Origin of the sequence: Clostridium sp., from assembly GCF_016650095.1 — a bacterium.
GTDB lineage: Bacteria > Bacillota > Clostridia > Clostridiales > Clostridiaceae > Clostridium_AD.
This window is the reverse complement of record NZ_JAENWL010000027.1, coordinates 1-17024: the sequence shown is the minus strand read 5'-3', so window position 1 is coordinate 17024 and position 17024 is coordinate 1. Positions and strand designations below refer to the sequence as shown.

The window sequence follows — 17024 nt, the reverse complement described above, 5'->3', positions numbered from 1 at the left end:
TTAATAAAATTTTTAATAGAAATTATGTGACTAAACATGGTATAATATAAACTTATGAGTTAAAAATATATTTAAGTTATGCTTAAAATTATATATGAAACAAAGAGAGGAAGTTAAAATGAGTAACATAAAATTTGAGGAATTTAATATTAGTAAAGAAATATTAAAAGCAATTGTTAATTTGGGATATAAAAATCCTTCAGAGGTTCAAGCAGCTGTAATACCTATAGCGCTTGAAGGTAAAGACATCATAGTAAGATCACAAACAGGTAGTGGGAAAACTGCAGCTTTTGCCATTCCACTTTGCGAGAGTATTGATATAGAGGAAACAGAGCCTCAAGCATTAGTATTGTCACCTACTAGAGAACTAGCCCTTCAAGTAAGTCAGGATATAACGCAGATAGGTAGGTACAAGAAAGTTAGAGCAATAGCTGTTTTTGGTAAACAACCTATCGAAATGCAAAAGCAACAGTTAAAGCAAAGAGTACACGTAGTAGTTGGTACACCAGGGAGAACTTTAGATCATATTGAAAGAGGCACAATTAATTTAAATAAGATAAAATATTTAATATTGGATGAAGCAGATGAAATGCTTAGTATGGGATTTATAGAACAAGTAGAGGCGGTTATTAAGGCTGTTCCTAAAAATAGAATTACAATGTTATTTTCAGCTACAATACCAGAATCTATTGAAGCAATTTGCATGAAATACATGGTGAAACCTGTTAAAATAGAAATAAATCCTGAAAAATTAACCGTGGAAAAAATTGATCAAGTATGTTATGAAGTAGAGGAAGATAAGAAACTCAGTTTGCTTAAGAGAACACTTTATATTGAAAATCCAGATTCATGTATAGTATTTTGTAGAACAAAAGAAAATGTTGATGCCATAACGAGTCAGATGAAAAATCGTCATTATTCATGTATTAAGATACATGGAGGTATGCTTCAAAATGATAGATTAAATGCTATGGATAAATTTAAAAAAGGTGAATTTAGATTTTTAGTAGCTACAGATGTTGCTGCTAGAGGGATAGACGTGGAAGATATAACTCATATTATAAATTATGATTTACCCCTCGAAAAAGAAAATTACGTGCATAGAATTGGAAGAACAGGACGCGCTGGTAAAAAGGGGAAAGCTGTAACTTTTACAACCCATCATGAAAAAAGATTTTTACAAAACATAGAAAACTATATTGGTATGGAGATACCTAAAAGGCCAATTCCGTCAAAGGAAGAATCTGAGCCATACAAGGATGCGTTTTACGAAAAAAATGATGCTAAACCTATCATTAAAAAGACTAAAGCATCTAATTTTAGTAGTGATATAATGAAATTATATATCAGCGCAGGTAAAAAGAAAAAAATAAGAAATGTAGATATTGTAGGAACTATTTGCAATATTGAAGGTATTAGTGCAGATGATGTAGGTATTATAGATATTCAAGATAGTTTCTCTCATGTAGATATCATGGGTGGGAAAGGCATGCTAGTATTAGAAGCCCTTAAGAATGGAACAATAAAAGGGAAATCTATTAGGGTAGAAAAAGCAAACAAGTAATTTGAGAAATATAATTTAAATAATCATCGTTATGTGTTAAGATATAAAAGTTGTGGAAAAGATTTGGTCAAGCGTGACTTTCTAAAAATAAACAACTAGGTAATATTAAATATATCAATAATAATATAAACTATAAATAATATTATCTGTTAAAAAGGAGTGCAATAATGAAAACATTTAAAGATTTAGTTAATGAGACTTTAGAGGCCGAAGATTTAGAGGAATTAGAATCAGCAGCAGATTTATTTCAGTTTGGTATTGAAAAGGGATATTATAATAAACGCCAAGCAGATCAATTTAATGTTACTTATTGGAAAATGAAAAATATGCGCTTAGCTTATGAAGTTGCTAAAGAAATAAAAGGTAACAAATTGGATATAATCACTATGGTTACTAGTGCCCCGAATGATATAAAAGACAATATGCGTGAACTTACCAATTATGTGAATGGACGCGTTAAGGCCCTAAAGGGTAAAATGAATGGAATAAAATAGCATTGCTATTTTGAGTCATACTTCATCGACAGAACCCGCTGATAGTAACTATCAACGGGTTCTGTCTCTTTGTCTTTCGCGAAATATCCGTCGCATCTTTGACTAGTTATTTATTTTCATGCGCCTAAGAGAATGAAATTATAGAAAGATACACCCTTTTATTTATTTGTACAAATCTCCTGCAAGCTTTTCTAATGCGTTTATATTTAGGATTGTAATGGAGTTTTTTTCTTTCTTTATTATCTTTTTATCGCATAATTTATTTATGGTTCTAATTAAGTGTCTGTAACTTGTTCCAAGCAAATCGGCCATTTCTGTAAAATTATCTGTTATTATTCCACCAGCTAAGTTAGAAAGTTTACTATTTTCTGGCGCAATAGCGAGTAGATAACTAGATAATCTATTTTCTAGGGGATACAGGATATTTATTGAACTAGCTATGGAGGAACTAATAAATTTTTTGCCAAGGCTCGTACACATGCATTTTAGAAAAGTTGGATCATTAACAGCATATTTTCTTATATTACTAATAGATATCCCAATGCACAAGCATTCACTGATTGCTTCAATGTTTGAATTAGCTGTGTCACAATCAATAAATTCTACATCGCCAATTATATTTAAGGGTTTATATAATCGAAAAAGTAGAGATTTACCGTTTTTAAGGATAGTATATACCTTTATCTTACCTTCAACCAAGAAATAAAAATAATCCATTGGCTCATTTGTTTTCACAAGGTGACTCCCTTTATCAAAAGTATGCAGCTCCATATATTTTTTCATATCTATTTCGAAAAAATCTTTGATATTGTACTTTTTTATATAATGATTTAATTTAAGTTGATTATTTATACGTTTCATTAAATGTTCCTCCTTGTAGTTGTTTGAGGGAGCTATTAATTATTAATTGTTAATTGTTATTTTTTCTGTAATTCTCTTTTAGAGAAATCAATTAATGATTTTCCTTTTAGTATTATTATAATTGTTTATTATAGTTTTGCATAAGTAAATTCAAAAAAAATATGACATGTGTCATATAGAACTACAAATTTTTATGTTAATCTTATAAAAAAGGAATAAGTACATTCAAATAAAGAATGGGGGAAAGTAAATGTATAAAGCATCTGCGGTATTTATAGGCATATTAATTGCCATAATGGTGACTTTTAATGGAGTTTTGTCAAATTATACAGATCAATATGTATCAATATTAATAATTCATATAGTGGGACTTATTGCTTTAATTATTATTCTATTATTAAAAAAAGAAAAATTAAGACAGATCCAAAACATACCAATTTATTTATTCAGTGCTGGGTTAATAGGGGTTTTGATGGTTTTTTTAAATAATTTATGCTTCAATTACCTTGGAGCTTCTTTAACACTATCCTTAGGGATTTTTGGACAACTGGTATTAGCTTGTTTTATAGATCATTATGGGCTATTTAGTCTTAATATTTATAGATTTAAAAAGAAAAAAATTATTGGATTTTTTATAATATTATCTGGATTAGTTATAATGATAAGATATTAGGTTAGAGGAGGAAAAATATGTTATATATAATTTTAGCAGTTTTTGGTGGTTGTATTACTATAATATCTATGATTATAAATTCACATCTAGCTGAAAAAATAGGTACTCTTCAAGGAACACTTATAAACTATATAGTAGGATTAAGTAGTACCATATTATTGATAATAATAGTGAGAAATTCTGTTAACTTATCTTTTAGTAGTTTTAATAAAATACCAATATGGGCTCTTCTAGGGGGACTACTAGGAGTAATGGTTGTTACAAGTTCTAACATTGTAATTCCTAAAATTCCTGTCATTTATACTACTCTGCTTATATTTATAGGTCAACTTTTTACAGGTATATTGATTGATTATTTCAGAGTTGGTTTTGTTACAAAAGGAAAAATCATTGGTGGATTATTGATTCTCCTAGGACTAATTTATAATTCTAATGTTGAAAAGAAAGAATTGATTGATAATAAACCGCAACAAAAACTAAGTAATTCTGAGAGATAACCTCATAATCACTTAGTTTTTTAATACTTCTTCTTGTGAATACACACATATAAGCTCTTCTAGTTTTTTAGAGCATTTAAGAAGAGAGTGGGAGTATCTTCAGAGAGCTATAAAAAAAATCTGTAATATTTTAATATAACTATTGCACATGACGTAACGTAATGTGTTAAAATGGTTAAAGAAGGATAAATCTAAACATATTTACCATCTAAGTTTCATAAGGGGTGATCACATTGAACAATAATGAATCACATTTTTTCATGATTGGTGAATTTGCAGAAAAGGCGGGTGTCACATTAAGAACACTTAGGTATTATGATAAAATAGATTTAATGAAGCCTAGTTCATATAGCGAGGCAGGGCACAGATTGTATAGTAATCAGGACTTTGCAAGGCTTCAACAAATTTTAACATTAAAGTTTATTGGTTTTTCTCTTGAGGATATTAAAAAAATAGCACAAAGTGATGTTACTGATAGAAATTTCGTGAAATCTCTAGAAATACAAAAAAAGATCATGAAACAAAGAGTTCAACATACTTTCATGGTAATCAAGGCCATAGATGAAGCAATTGACATGGAAAATAAAGAAGATATAAGTTGGGATAAGTTTACCAATATTATTAATGTGATTAATTCGGATAAAAAATTGCTTGAACAGTATGAAAATGCATCAAACTTAAGAGCAAGGATAAACATTCATGAGATGTTCAGTGTAAATAAATATGGATGGATGAGATGGTATTTTGATGAATTAAATTTGCCAGAGCAGTGCACACTTCTTGAGATTGGATGTGGAGACGCTAATTTATGGAAGAAAAACAAAAATAGAATTCCAAAGGGCTTAGATATTACTTTAAGTGATTTTTCTAAAGGAATGCTAAATGATGCTAAGGTAACCCTCGGAAAAAAAGCGGATGATTTTAAGTTCCAAATTATAGATGCTGAGAGTATACCTTATGATGATTGTAGTTTTGACATTGTTATCGCAAACCATATGCTTTATCATGTGGAAAATATTGAAAACGCATTGTCGGAAATATATAGAGTATTAAAGCCAGGTGGATATCTTTATTGCTCAACTGTTGGACAAAATCATATGATTGAAATTAGAGATATAATGCTTAAGTTTGAATCAGAAACGATGGATATTAAAAGTTCGGATATTACTTCAAGATTTAGGCTTGAAAATGGTGAGGGAAAGTTAAAAAAATGGTTTTCTAATATAGCAATGAAAAGGTATGAGGATAGCTTAATTGTAACTGAAATATGGCCTATTGTTGATTATATTTTTTCAATGCCAGGTAATGTACGAGAAAGTTTTAATAGTGAAAGACTCCAAGAACTTAACAAATATTTAAAAGGAAAAATTGCTACAGAAGGTGAAATTTATATAACTAAGGATACGGGATTTTTTAAGGGACGCAAAAGTCCATAACTTAAATCTCTTGTATATTATATTTTTTTAGCTTTTGTTGTTTAATTATATAAATTCAGTAAAAAATAATAAGATGATAGTTAACTTTAAAGTAAAATTTAATTTGAAAGGTAGGATTCACATGAAAATAAAAAATATTCCCTTTTCACCACCAGATATAACAGATGCGGAGAAAAAGCTTGTAATGGAGGCTCTAGATTCAGGGTGGATTACAACAGGACCTAAGACTAAGGAGTTTGAAGACAAAGTTGCTAAGTATTGTGATGCTAACAATGCAGTAGCACTTGCAAATGCAAGTGCAGGCTTAGAACTTATATTAAAAGTTTATAACATTTGCGAGGGTGACGAAGTTATTACAACACCTTATACTTATGTAGCTACTTCAAATGTAATACTTCATAGAGGAATTAAACCAACTTTTGTAGATGTTAAAGAAAATAGTTTTTTAATAGATGAACAAAAATTAGCTATGGCAATTACACCTAAGACGAAAGCAATAATTACTGTGGATTTTGCAGGGGTGCCTGTAGATTATGATGCTATAAAAGCAGTGCTTAAGGAGAAAAATAGGGAAGATATTATATTTATATCAGATTCAGCTCATTCCTTTGGAGCAATATACAAAGGAGAAAAAGTTGGAGCGCAGGCTGATTTTAATGTTTTCTCCTTCCATGCAGTAAAAAATTTAACTACAGCAGAAGGTGGAGCAATTACCTTCAATGACAATAATTTTAAAGGCAAGGAAGATTTATTGAAAGAGTTTAAAATAACTTCTCTTCAAGGTCAGTCAAAGGATGCTTTGGCTAAAATGAAGGCAGGAGCTTGGAAATATGATGTTATAACAGATGGAATGAAATGTAATATGACAGATATTAATGCAGCTATGGGCCTAGCACAACTTCAAAGATATGAAGGAATGCTTACAAAAAGAAAAGCTATTTTTGATGTGTATACTAAAGATCTTACAATTAAACCGTGGGCGATTATTCCTTTCACAAAGGATGAAAATAAAGAAACATCATATCATCTATATCCATTAAGGCTAAAAGGATTTAAAGAAGCACAAAGAGATGAATTAATACAAAAACTTGCGGATATTGGCATAGCTACTAATGTTCACTTTACGCCATTACCAATGTTTACACTTTATAAGAATCTTGGCTATTCTATAAAGGATTATCCAAATTCATATAATCAGTATGCTAATGAAATAACACTTCCGGTATATTCAACACTAAAGCTCGAAGATGCAGAGTATGTGGTTCGTGAAGTGATAAAATGCGTTGAAATGATAATATCTAAATAATAAATATTAAATCGGAGGTTATACCATGGAAGTTAAATTTTATACACCTACAAGAGAATATCAGGAGAAAAAATCAGAATTCGACAATGCTGTTCTAGGACTTATGGAAAGAGGAGTATCAATGCTTGGTAAAGAGGTAACTGACTTTGAAGAAGCAGTTAAAGAATTTACTGGTGCTAAATATGCAATTGGTGTTGCATCAGGAACAGATGGCTTAGTGATGGCTTCTGACATGTTGGGTTTTAAAGAGGGCAAGGAAGTAATAACTTCACCTTTTACATTCCTAGCTTCCTCATCTTGTATTGCAAAAAATGGAGCAAAACCTGTATTTGTAGACATTGATGAAGAAACTTTTAGCATAGATGCAAATAAAATAGAAGAAAAAATAACAGTGGACACAGTAGGAATCATTCCAATCCATTTGTTTTCACAAATGGGTGATATGGATAAAATTATGGATATAGCCGGCAGACATAAATTAAAAGTGTTAGAAGACTCTGCGGAATCTTTTGGTATGAGATGGAAAGGTAATGGAGAAGACTTTAGACATGCAGGCACTATAGGTGACTTTGGGGTTTTCTCATTCTTCCCAACAAAAACTCTAGGAGCATATGGCGATGCAGGTATGATTGTAACCAATGATGAAAACTTGGCAAGTCTTGCTAAAATGTACAGAGTTCATGGAGCTTCTAAGAAATATCACTATGATTATCTTGGATATAATTCAAGACTGGATGCAATTCAAGCATCTATATTACAAGTGAAAATCAAATATATAAATGATTCAATTAAAAAGAGAGATCATATTGCAAAATTATATATGGAAAGATTACAAGAGTGTGAATTTATTAAAATACCTAAAATTAAAGGAAATCAAAAATCTGTTTATTATGTGTTTAATGTATTAGCTGAAAGAAGAAATGAACTTTCAGAATACTTAAAAGCAAACCAAATAGGAAGTAGCATTTATTATCCAATTCCACTTCATCTTCAAAAGTGTTTTGAATATTTAGGATACAAAAAAGGTGATTTCCCAGTAGCTGAAAGGATATGCGATAGTATTATTGCACTTCCAATATACCCAGAGATAACTGAGGAAGAAGTAGAATTTGTTTGTGAAACAATAAAAAAATTCTATAAAAAATACAATTAATTTGAAAAAATCATAAATAGAAAAAACGACAAGGTTATAATTGCTTGTCGTTTTTTATCGTAACTAATTTTAAATTTTTAATGTACATTCTTATATAAGCCCTTACCTTAAACATTTCTGCTACTGTAAGCATTATTGGAGGTCCAAGTATACTTACAAGATTAATAATTTCTATACCTTGTTGTGCGGTATCTCTAGCATATACACAATCTTGCTTTAGTATTATACCGCTCATTACAAAACCTATTACAGCTGGGGCTTTTCTAAATTGAATGTCTTTTAGTTTAGCTTCGAAGATGGTATTATTAATGCTATTTACTAAGGCAATTCTTGGGTAACTTAAATTTATTGCTTTAATTATAATAAATGCCCCCTAAAAATTATCTATATTAATTATAGTATATGAAACTTATGGGTAAGTGATATACTCTTATTAAAAAAAATGTATAATAGATTTATATATAAGACATAAGCTGAAAAGGAGAAAATATGGATAACGAAATAAAAGAAATGTTAATACAAATGCAAAAGGATATTAAAGATATTAGTATGAGACTTAAAAATGTAGAGACCAATCAAGTAAATGTATCGAATGCTGAACATAAGAATTGGCACATGTTAGCGGATAAATTAGGACAATATGATTTGATTTTGCATAAGATTTACGGAAAAAACGAATCTGGTAAATAAAAATAATTCATTTATTATGGTCTTTTTAATTGTATTTAGCATATTATTTACAACAATCACTATTATTAAAGTTAACAATGTTGAGGAATTTTAGCTAAAAAAGAAATACCTATTAATAATTGTTATGTTACCTAAAAAAAAAGGATATCAAAACAAGGGGGTATATATTATGCCAGATAAGGATAAAAGTAAGGGTGCTACAACCAAGAACACTGGTAAGAACAGTGGTAAAAAAGACCAAAAAAACAAAGGACCTAAAAAGTAAAGAAATTCCTGAACTCAGAGAGTTCAGGAATTTTTATGCTTTGTAATAATATTAAAGTAAGAACACAGTGATGTAACAACGGATAAATGGTATAATTTATAAATAAGTTAAAGTAATATACAAGTATTTATTGGAGGTGATATACATGACAACTAGCATGTTGAAAATTATTGCAATTTTATTAATGCTAATTGACCACATAGGGGCAGCACTTTTTCCAAAGGTTATAGTTTTAAGAATGATAGGAAGATTATCATTTCCTATATTTGCTTATTTAATTGCAATAGGGTATTCTAAAACAAATTCGTTTTCCAAATATTTATACAGGCTGATGATATTTGCAGTTATATCTCAAATACCATTTTCATTAGCTTTTAGTGAAAACATTAGTATCCGTAATTTTTCGGATTTTATAATTTTTTTTGTAGGGAGTCCATACGCACATTTAAACATTTTCTTTACTTTAGCGATTGGGTTAATAGCAATACATATATGGGATATAGGAGAGTCAACAATTGGTAAAATAATAGCTGTATGTGCATTAATTTAGTACAGATTATGGAATCTACGGAGTTGCCATGATTCTTATATTTTATGTTTTTAGAGATAGTAAAATTAAAACAGTTATATTTCAAGCTTTTGTATATTTATTATTTAATGCATCACAAATTTTATTCTATATGTATAGATTTCCGGGTGCAGTAATCGAGATAGGCTGGTTTATTCAAGCATTATCGATACTCGCATTAATTTTTATTTTTAAGTATAATGGAAAGAAGGGCACAGACTTAAAATATTTTTTTTATGCTTTTTACCCAGTACATTTATTAATAATAGGATTAATAAAAATTTTTATTTAATATTATAGATATATATCTTGAATAGGAGGAGAGCCATGAAATGGGAAATAAAAGAGTTTAATGATTTAAGCAGTGATGAATTATATGAAATTTTAAAAATTAGAAGCGAAGTCTTTGTTGTAGAGCAGAAATGCATTTATGAAGATTGTGATGGTAAAGATAGAAAATCTTATCATTTATTTGCTACAGAAAACGAAAAAATTTTTGCATATTTAAGAATTTTAGAGAAGGGCGTTTCTTACAATGAGACATCTATAGGAAGAGTGCTAACTAATAAGGAATATCGTGCTAAAGGGTTGGCAAAACAAATGATGCTAAGAGCAATAGAATTTATTGAAAACAATCTTAATGAAAAGATTATTAGGATTTCAGCACAAGAATATTTACTAAATTTTTATTCAAGCTTAGGATTTGTGAAAGTTACCGATGTGTATTTAGAAGATGACATTCCACATGTAGAAATGTTATATACGAACCTTTAATATGTTAATAAATTCAAATTAAAAGTCACAAATCAACCCCTACCTATCTATATATAGGTAGGGGTTGATAAGCTATAAATGTATAACTCATTTAGCAGGCAATTCATCTAAACTTTTCAGCGCATATCCTTGGTTTTCCCATTCTGTGATTACGCCATCTAGTATTTCTGCATTGGTTTTAGATACTGCATGTAGTAACATAATCCCACCATTATGGGTTCTTTGCATAATACGTTTTGTTGCAGCTTCATGGGATGGTTGTTTAGTAGTGATCCAATCCATGTAAGCAAAACTCCAGAATATAGTTTTATAACCATAATTTTTAGTGTATTGTAAAGATAATTCACTATATTTACCCATTGGAGGTCTGAAATATTTGGATATCTTTTTTTGAGTAACATTTTCATAGGCTTCTTCTACAGCAGATAGTTCTTTATTGAATTTTTCTTCATCTTTTATAGAAGCCATTGAAGGATGGTGATCGCTATGGTTGCAAACTAAATGGCCGTCACTAACCATTCTTTTAATTAATTCAGGGTTAAAAGTAATATAGGGTTTTACAACAAAAAATGCTGCTTTTACATTATGCTTTTTTAAAACATCTAAAATTGTAGCAGTATATCCGGCTTCATAGCCTTCGTCAAAAGTTAGATACAATACTTTTTTAGATGTATCTCCTAAATAATAACAGCCATAGTTTGATATTAATTGAGTGGTTTCTTTAGGGCCTTCAGGTGGAGTATTGTCATTACGAGGTTGGAAATACCAATTATATTCTTTAGTACTTAATCCATCTTGAGATTCATTATTACTAAAGACACTTTTAAAAAAATTAACTATTGAAGGTGTTTTTGTATAATCCTGGTTAGAATATTCAGTTTCATTTCTAGCTTTGTTAATTGGATAATTTGTTAATTCTTTGCTGTTAACAATAGTAGAAAAACAGTTAACAAAAAGCACTGAAGCAACAATTATATTTAATACCTTTCCTTTCACACTAATCACCTCTATTTCATTCAAATTGTATAATCCAATAAATCAAGCTATATATTAGTATGCTCTGTTAATGTGTGCATATATTCAAAAATTTAATATTGTGCCGTTGGTAATTTTTATAAATATTTTTTATATTTATGAAAATTAATAAAATCATCATAGTATAAGTAATTATAGAAAAATCATACTTTTAGTTTAATATTAATGTATACTATTAGTGTGTACAGTGGAGGTGACAAAATGAATTTAAGCATAGAGCAGCAAAAAGTGATTCATAGCAAACCCTCAAGATATAACTTAGTAAGAGGGATTCAAGGTTCGGGTAAAACAACTTCAGCCATTTATAGAAGTCTTTATTTGAAAAATAACTATTGTTTATATGAAGAAGATAAAATATTAATGTTAGTGTCTGAGGATAAGGATATAGATTATATTGAAAATAAATATATCATGGCAGAAGAAGAAACTAGGTTTGATTATTTAACTTTATTTTCTAATAGTGAAAGAAAATTTTATGTGGTTACATTAGATAGCATTTTACATAGATATTTTTTAGAATATAAGAATAAATATAAATTTAAAGACCAACTAATTGTAGAAAATAATAAAAAAAATAGAATTATGAAGAATAGCATATTGAAGATAAAAAACATTTATCCGAGGCTAAGAATATTACATACTGACTGGGTCCAATTTTTTATAGAAGAAGTGAAGTGGATTAAAAGTTGCAACTACTTAAAAGCTCAATTATATTTACAAGCAAATAGAACTGGAAGAAAATGCGAAAAAGGGCAAGGACCTCAAAGAATTCTTAAAAATTCTACTGCTAGGGAAGCGATATTTCAGCTTATGCTTACTTATAATGAGACGCTTAGTGCTGAGAATTTAATTGATGAAGAAGATAGTGATATATACGCCCTAAAAATGGCAAAAGCCAATTTGTTGGACAAGTATTCTCATATTATAATTGATACAAGTAACAATTTAACAAAGGTACAGGTAGAGTTTGTTAATGCATTATTTAATGAAAAATCTTATTCTAGCATGATGTTTCTTGTTGATATTGATAAGCCTCACAATATTAATTCTTGGATGATAAAGGGGAAAAGAGTTAATGCAAAACCTCTAGGAGAAAAGATAAAAACACAGTCGTTTAAAAATAATTATAAAACACAAGAAAACCTTCAAAAAAATCATAAGGGTATAATCAACAATAATGTAGACATTAATTCATTTGAGAACTTTCAATTTTGTGATATAAGACATAACAGAGCATACGAATTTATGAGGGATTATAGTAGAATATCAGATATTCTGGTAAGTGATGGAAAAGACGATTATGAGTATATAAATGAGGAATTATTGGAGCTACCCGTATATAGTGATATAGCGGCGGGAGAGCCTATACTTATTAATTCTGAAGTAGAAGGTAATTTTTACATTCCAAAGTGCTGGCTTAAGGGAGTAAAAAATGCATTCATTTTGAAGGTTAAAGGAGACAGTATGATTGGCGCTAACATTGATGATGGAGATTATGTAGTAATACGGCAGGAAAATGCTGCAAATAATAAAGATATCGTAGCGGTCGACATAGGTGGGAACGCTACTTTGAAAAGACTTTCTATAAGTAAGGATAGAGTATTACTTATGCCAGAAAATGAAAAATATAAGCCTATTCTAGTAGATAGTGAAGATACTTACATTATAGGTACAGCAATAGGAATTATAAAACATAATAATTAATTTTTAGAGAGGAGTTCTGAAGAAATGAAAATATTTTTTATTTCAGACATACATGGATCCTTATATTATTTAAAAAAGGCAATAGACCGTTATAAAGAAGAAGGAGCGAGTTATATAGTGCTTTTAGGAGATGCATTATATCATGGTCCAAGAAATCCATTGCCAGAGGGGTACAATCCACAGGAGGTAGCAAGTCTTTTGAATGGATATAAAGATAAGTTAATAGCTGTTAGAGGGAACTGTGATAGTGAAGTTGATCAAATGCTTATTGAGTATCCAATGATGTCTGATTATTCTATAATATTGTATAATAATAGAAGATTATTTTTGACTCATGGACACATATATAACGAAGATAGCTTGCCAAATTTAAGCGAAAATGATGTTTTAATAATTGGACATACTCATCTCCCTGTAGCTAAAAAAAGTGGCAAAATATATGTATTAAACCCAGGTTCTGTTTCGTTACCTAAGCAGGATAACCCTAATTCTTATGCAATACTCCAAGATAATTTATTCGAAATAAAAGATTTAGAGGGCAATGTTATAAAAAAGATATTATTATAAAAAATGTTTTTATGCTTAAAAAAAGTATATATTACTATTAGCGAAGTGAACGCATTAATAGTAATATATACTTTTTTATTTTCTAAGGAAAAAGCTGAATTTATCTTTTTGATTTGTAGCAATAGATATATTTCGTTCATGCAGTATAGCATCGTATTCCTGAACTTGTCCATCACAAATATTGGCATAGTCAGTTTTACCATCTTCAATCCAGCCCATAAATACATATGCATGGGAGGGTTCGCCAGGCTTTTCTGGTATATCTGTGGTGAAACATATATCTCCTTTTTCTAATTTAGTGAAATCGGTATTTTTTTTCCAGTCCATGGAAGTTAAATCATCTACCAATTGATTAGTAGTAGAGGTGCCCTCAGGTATATTAATGGAATTAGATCTCAAAATTTCTGATAAGAGATATACAGTAATACCATTTTTGCTTCCGGCGTTTAAATCAACCGCTTTATTCAGGACGTTTGTTCTATTTTCTTCTACATCCAAATACTCATAAATTTTATTTGGAGTTACAAGAGGCTTAATGGAGCTATCGCTAGTATCTATTGAAACAATCTTATCAGTAGCTACAGCGACGGTGGAATTCATTATAGAGGTATTCATTATAACAGAAAACAGTATTATAGACACTATAACTATGCCAAGTCCTACCACAATTAAATTGTTCTTAAACTCGTTTTTGTCAGCTAAATCATGCATTTCTTTTATGTATTTTTCACTTTCTCCATCACCTTTTATTTTAGTCTTTTCACTATACTCAGTTTTAGAGTTGTGTGTGTGTGTGATGTTGTTATTTGAATACAATTTATTTATAATTTCACTGTTTTCATTATTTGCTTGTTTATCTTTAGTGTTTAGATCATCTTTATCCATATTTCCCTGCTTGCAAATATAGGAAGGAATGCCTCCATCTAACCTATATTACTGCAGCACCTCCCTTTGTTTATAATGATTATATTTAAGACTAAATTTTATTAATTATTCATTTCATTTAAACTGAAATAGCTCATTGATTTATTTAATCACCTACTCTTTTAAAATGCCTACTTTTTTAACTTTAATTATAACATATGAAGAGATATTTAAGTTGTATTTGTAGAAGTTTAAATTAATTTAATGTTTTGTGGAATATTTTACATTTATTATGGTTAAAGGTAAAGAGTATTTCTGAGTGCCTCTGGGGTATTGTTTAGAAGGAGACTGTAGTATAATATAATTAATAATTGATAAGTGAGGGATGGATAATGGCTATAAAAGTAGTAACAGATAGTACCTCATATATAAGTGAGGAGCTAAAGAGAAGATATGATATTTCTGTAGCTTCATTAAGCGTTATTTTTGAAAATGAAGAGTTTAAGGAAATTCATATTGAAAATGAAAGCTTTTACGAGAAACTAGATAGGAGCTTATGTATTCCAACTTCATCACAACCGTCAATAGATGAAATGTACAAAATATTAGAAAAACATGTAAGAGATAATAATGAAGTGATTGGTGTTTTTCTTTCTTCAGATATGAGTGGGACTTATTCAAATGCATGCCTTGCAAAAAGTATGATTATTGAAAATTATCCAAATGCACTAATTGAAATTATAGATTCTAGATCAAACTGTATGCAATTGGGATTTGCAGTGTTAACAGCAGCGATTGCAGCACAAGAGGGAAGAGTAATAGAGGAAGTAGTTAGTTTAGTTAAAGATAATATAAAAAGAAGTAGATTTATGTTTATACCTGATACCCTAGAATATCTGAAAAAAGGTGGCAGAATAGGTGGTGCAAGTGCGCTACTGGGTACTATTTTTCAAATCAAGCCTATTCTTACCGTAGTTAATGGAAAAACAGAGTTGTTTGGTAAAGTAAGGACTAAAAAACGTGCAATACAAACTATGATTGATAAGTTCATTGAAGACATAACAAAACATGGACTGGGCGAGGTAACGATTCACCACATAAATGATGTGGAAGGAGCACTGGCTTTCGCAAAAATAATTGAAGAATGTATTGGCAAAAAGGTAGATATAGCGCCGATTGGACCTGTAATAGGAACTCATGTTGGACCCGGAGCATTAGGCATTGTGTACTATACAGAGTCGAATTTATCTAATTAATTAAGCTCATGAAAATAAATAACAAGTCAGATATACTGAGCAAAGTCGTGATGTAAATATGCAGTACGGCTTCCACTATAGAAGTGGGCTACTTTCTTTCTGAAATGTCGATAAATCTGTTAATGCTTGTAATAAATATTGAACATGGTAGTTAAATACTATATTTATTTCGGTGCTTATGTGAGAATAACTAAGTATATTTTCATGTAATAATTCATTTATTTTAACGCAGTTACTATCAGAGAAATACCAATTTGGCGGAGAATTGGTTGAGGTTAAAGAATTTATTATAACTAGGTGATTATAAGCAGTTTTTGAAGCATCTATAGCTTTATTAATTTTCAGTACTTGTTGGCATTTGGTTTTTTCGCTTTGTATTTCAATTAAGTATGAATCTAGTGATTTTTCTAAATTGGATATTTGGATATTTAAGCTAGAAAGATTAATATCTTGATTGAACTTAAGCATCCCTTTAGATATATCAAGAATATTAACAATTAAAATGTTCCCATCCTTATTTAAATTATCTAGATATTTAGGAGGGAATATAAGATAGTTTATTAAAACTGATACGGATATTCCGATAAAAGTTTCTAATACTCTAGCGAAGCTATACTCTAGAGGAGTGCCTTCTTTAAGATTCGTCATAATTGCCAAAAAAACTATGCATGCGATATTAATAGAATTTATTCTGTTAAAGAGATTCAAAAAGTAAATTATAAATACTATTCCTATGCTGGTGAGGAATACATTGCTAGGACTTATAAGTGTGAATATTAATCCCAAAATTGCACCTATAATAGTACCAATCATCCTATGTTTTCCAGTAGTAAAGGAGTGGTGTACAGCGCTTTGCATTGTAATTACAGCAGCTATACATGCATAAAAAGGAAATGTATTGCGAAAAATTCTTAGTATAATTATACATAAAAAAACTGAAATCGCAGTTTTTATATTTCTCATTCCTATTTTTTTCAAGTAATAACCTCCTTAGTATGCTTTCGTTATGAAGTATAAATATTAATAGATATAAGTAATAACTTTACCCTATATTCCAAGAAGATTCAACTTATTTTTATATACAACTAATATATTTAATTAACTTGTATACAAAAATAAGTTGAATAATGGATACATGAATTTATATTCTAAATTATGGATTTATATATTTTTACATGTCAAGCATTTTTGAAAATGTCCCGAAATAAGTGAAACATTAGCACCAACAAATTGTTGGTGCTTTACTTTTTTAATAATAATTATGGGTAAGTTTAATAGACCTACTGCATGCTATACTTTTTTAAAAAATAAACATTC

General features: G+C 29.5%; 18 protein-coding genes and 1 pseudogene. 14 read left to right on the top strand and 5 right to left on the bottom strand.

Going from position 1 to position 17024, the window contains the following annotated elements; all coding sequences use genetic code 11:
* Positions 1-118 precede the first annotated feature (118 nt).
* Both JJE11_RS03330 and JJE11_RS03325 read left to right on the top strand, forming a co-directional pair.
* Positions 119-1564, top strand: coding sequence for a DEAD/DEAH box helicase (locus JJE11_RS03330; protein ID WP_291632831.1), 1446 nt, complete (start codon positions 119-121; stop codon positions 1562-1564).
* A 167-nt stretch (positions 1565-1731) separates the two neighbouring features.
* On the top strand, positions 1732-2058 hold the full coding sequence (locus tag JJE11_RS03325; RefSeq protein WP_291632830.1) for a hypothetical protein: 327 nt from the start codon (positions 1732-1734) through the stop codon (positions 2056-2058).
* Between the two features lie 162 nt (positions 2059-2220).
* Here JJE11_RS03325 and JJE11_RS03320 read toward each other — a convergent pair whose 3' ends face one another.
* On the bottom strand, positions 2221-2919 hold the full coding sequence (locus tag JJE11_RS03320) for a cyclic nucleotide-binding domain-containing protein (protein ID WP_291632829.1): 699 nt from the start codon (positions 2917-2919) through the stop codon (positions 2221-2223).
* A gap of 250 nt (positions 2920-3169) precedes the next feature.
* On the opposite strand from JJE11_RS03320, the gene JJE11_RS03315 reads away from it, so the two are divergent.
* The 5 genes from JJE11_RS03315 to JJE11_RS03295 all read left to right on the top strand — a co-directional run bounded on the left by JJE11_RS03315 (position 3170) and on the right by JJE11_RS03295 (position 7984).
* On the top strand, positions 3170-3592 hold the full coding sequence (locus JJE11_RS03315; protein ID WP_291632828.1) for a DMT family transporter: 423 nt from the start codon (positions 3170-3172) through the stop codon (positions 3590-3592).
* Between the two features lie 17 nt (positions 3593-3609).
* Positions 3610-4089 carry a DMT family transporter gene (locus JJE11_RS03310; RefSeq protein WP_291632827.1) on the top strand — a complete coding sequence of 160 codons (480 nt, stop codon included), beginning with the start codon at positions 3610-3612 and terminating at the stop codon, positions 4087-4089.
* Between the two features lie 260 nt (positions 4090-4349).
* Positions 4350-5525, top strand: coding sequence for a MerR family transcriptional regulator (locus tag JJE11_RS03305; protein ID WP_291632833.1), 1176 nt, complete (start codon positions 4350-4352; stop codon positions 5523-5525).
* 127 nt (positions 5526-5652) lie between these two features.
* Positions 5653-6831: a DegT/DnrJ/EryC1/StrS aminotransferase family protein gene (locus JJE11_RS03300; protein ID WP_291632832.1), complete on the top strand. Its 1179-nt coding sequence runs from the start codon at positions 5653-5655 to the stop codon at positions 6829-6831.
* 25 nt (positions 6832-6856) lie between these two features.
* Positions 6857-7984, top strand: coding sequence for a DegT/DnrJ/EryC1/StrS aminotransferase family protein (locus JJE11_RS03295; protein WP_291632826.1), 1128 nt, complete (start codon positions 6857-6859; stop codon positions 7982-7984).
* A 34-nt stretch (positions 7985-8018) separates the two neighbouring features.
* Here JJE11_RS03295 and JJE11_RS03290 read toward each other — a convergent pair whose 3' ends face one another.
* Complete coding sequence (locus JJE11_RS03290) at positions 8019-8219, bottom strand: hypothetical protein (protein ID WP_291632825.1); 201 nt, start codon at positions 8217-8219, stop codon at positions 8019-8021.
* Between the two features lie 254 nt (positions 8220-8473).
* Here JJE11_RS03290 and JJE11_RS03285 point away from each other — a divergent pair, with 254 nt between their 5' ends.
* From JJE11_RS03285 to JJE11_RS03270, 4 genes and pseudogenes are all read left to right on the top strand, one after another.
* Entirely contained in the window at positions 8474-8674 is a 201-nt protein-coding gene (locus tag JJE11_RS03285) for a hypothetical protein (protein ID WP_291632824.1), read from the top strand.
* Positions 8675-9084: 410 nt separating this feature from the next.
* A complete protein-coding gene (locus JJE11_RS03280; protein WP_291632823.1) occupies positions 9085-9489 on the top strand; it encodes a TraX family protein in 405 nt (134 codons plus the stop codon).
* A 10-nt stretch (positions 9490-9499) separates the two neighbouring features.
* A pseudogene (locus JJE11_RS03275) lies at positions 9500-9799 on the top strand (TraX family protein); the annotation flags it as partial.
* Positions 9800-9834: 35 nt separating this feature from the next.
* On the top strand, positions 9835-10281 hold the full coding sequence (locus JJE11_RS03270) for a GNAT family N-acetyltransferase (protein ID WP_291632822.1): 447 nt from the start codon (positions 9835-9837) through the stop codon (positions 10279-10281).
* Positions 10282-10368: 87 nt separating this feature from the next.
* Here JJE11_RS03270 and pdaA read toward each other — a convergent pair whose 3' ends face one another.
* Positions 10369-11277: a delta-lactam-biosynthetic de-N-acetylase gene (pdaA, locus tag JJE11_RS03265; protein ID WP_291632821.1), complete on the bottom strand. Its 909-nt coding sequence runs from the start codon at positions 11275-11277 to the stop codon at positions 10369-10371.
* A gap of 240 nt (positions 11278-11517) precedes the next feature.
* Here pdaA and JJE11_RS03260 point away from each other — a divergent pair, with 240 nt between their 5' ends.
* Both JJE11_RS03260 and yfcE read left to right on the top strand, forming a co-directional pair.
* Positions 11518-13020, top strand: a complete 1503-nt coding sequence (locus JJE11_RS03260) for a LexA family transcriptional regulator (protein WP_291632820.1) — start codon at positions 11518-11520, stop codon at positions 13018-13020.
* A 24-nt stretch (positions 13021-13044) separates the two neighbouring features.
* Entirely contained in the window at positions 13045-13587 is a 543-nt protein-coding gene (gene yfcE / locus JJE11_RS03255) for a phosphodiesterase (RefSeq protein WP_291632819.1), read from the top strand.
* Positions 13588-13662: 75 nt separating this feature from the next.
* On the opposite strand, the gene JJE11_RS03250 is transcribed toward yfcE, so the two are convergent.
* Entirely contained in the window at positions 13663-14472 is an 810-nt protein-coding gene (locus JJE11_RS03250) for a hypothetical protein (protein WP_291632818.1), read from the bottom strand.
* A gap of 371 nt (positions 14473-14843) precedes the next feature.
* Between JJE11_RS03250 and JJE11_RS03245 the strand changes: the two genes are divergently transcribed.
* The gene (locus JJE11_RS03245; RefSeq protein ID WP_291632817.1) at positions 14844-15707 is read left to right on the top strand and encodes a DegV family protein; all 864 of its coding nucleotides are present in this window, start codon (positions 14844-14846) and stop codon (positions 15705-15707) included.
* A gap of 75 nt (positions 15708-15782) precedes the next feature.
* Here JJE11_RS03245 and JJE11_RS03240 read toward each other — a convergent pair whose 3' ends face one another.
* On the bottom strand, positions 15783-16685 hold the full coding sequence (locus tag JJE11_RS03240; protein ID WP_291632816.1) for an aromatic acid exporter family protein: 903 nt from the start codon (positions 16683-16685) through the stop codon (positions 15783-15785).
* Between the last annotated feature and the right edge of the window lie 339 nt (positions 16686-17024).

Excerpts from the sequence above, each read along its gene's own strand:
- JJE11_RS03330 (WP_291632831.1), top strand. The coding sequence starts at position 119 with ATGAGTAACATAAAATTTGAGGAATTTAATATTAGTAAAGAAATATTA.
- JJE11_RS03325 (WP_291632830.1), top strand. The coding sequence starts at position 1,732 with ATGAAAACATTTAAAGATTTAGTTAATGAGACTTTAGAGGCCGAAGAT.
- JJE11_RS03320 (WP_291632829.1), bottom strand. The coding sequence starts at position 2,919 with ATGAAACGTATAAATAATCAACTTAAATTAAATCATTATATAAAAAAG.
- JJE11_RS03315 (WP_291632828.1), top strand. The coding sequence starts at position 3,170 with ATGTATAAAGCATCTGCGGTATTTATAGGCATATTAATTGCCATAATG.
- JJE11_RS03310 (WP_291632827.1), top strand. The coding sequence starts at position 3,610 with ATGTTATATATAATTTTAGCAGTTTTTGGTGGTTGTATTACTATAATA.
- JJE11_RS03305 (WP_291632833.1), top strand. The coding sequence starts at position 4,350 with ATGATTGGTGAATTTGCAGAAAAGGCGGGTGTCACATTAAGAACACTT.
- JJE11_RS03295 (WP_291632826.1), top strand. The coding sequence starts at position 6,857 with ATGGAAGTTAAATTTTATACACCTACAAGAGAATATCAGGAGAAAAAA.
- JJE11_RS03290 (WP_291632825.1), bottom strand. The coding sequence starts at position 8,219 with ATGAGCGGTATAATACTAAAGCAAGATTGTGTATATGCTAGAGATACC.
- JJE11_RS03285 (WP_291632824.1), top strand. The coding sequence starts at position 8,474 with ATGGATAACGAAATAAAAGAAATGTTAATACAAATGCAAAAGGATATT.
- JJE11_RS03280 (WP_291632823.1), top strand. The coding sequence starts at position 9,085 with ATGACAACTAGCATGTTGAAAATTATTGCAATTTTATTAATGCTAATT.
- JJE11_RS03270 (WP_291632822.1), top strand. The coding sequence starts at position 9,835 with ATGAAATGGGAAATAAAAGAGTTTAATGATTTAAGCAGTGATGAATTA.
- JJE11_RS03260 (WP_291632820.1), top strand. The coding sequence starts at position 11,518 with ATGAATTTAAGCATAGAGCAGCAAAAAGTGATTCATAGCAAACCCTCA.
- yfcE (WP_291632819.1), top strand. The coding sequence starts at position 13,045 with ATGAAAATATTTTTTATTTCAGACATACATGGATCCTTATATTATTTA.
- JJE11_RS03250 (WP_291632818.1), bottom strand. The coding sequence starts at position 14,472 with ATGGATAAAGATGATCTAAACACTAAAGATAAACAAGCAAATAATGAA.
- JJE11_RS03245 (WP_291632817.1), top strand. The coding sequence starts at position 14,844 with ATGGCTATAAAAGTAGTAACAGATAGTACCTCATATATAAGTGAGGAG.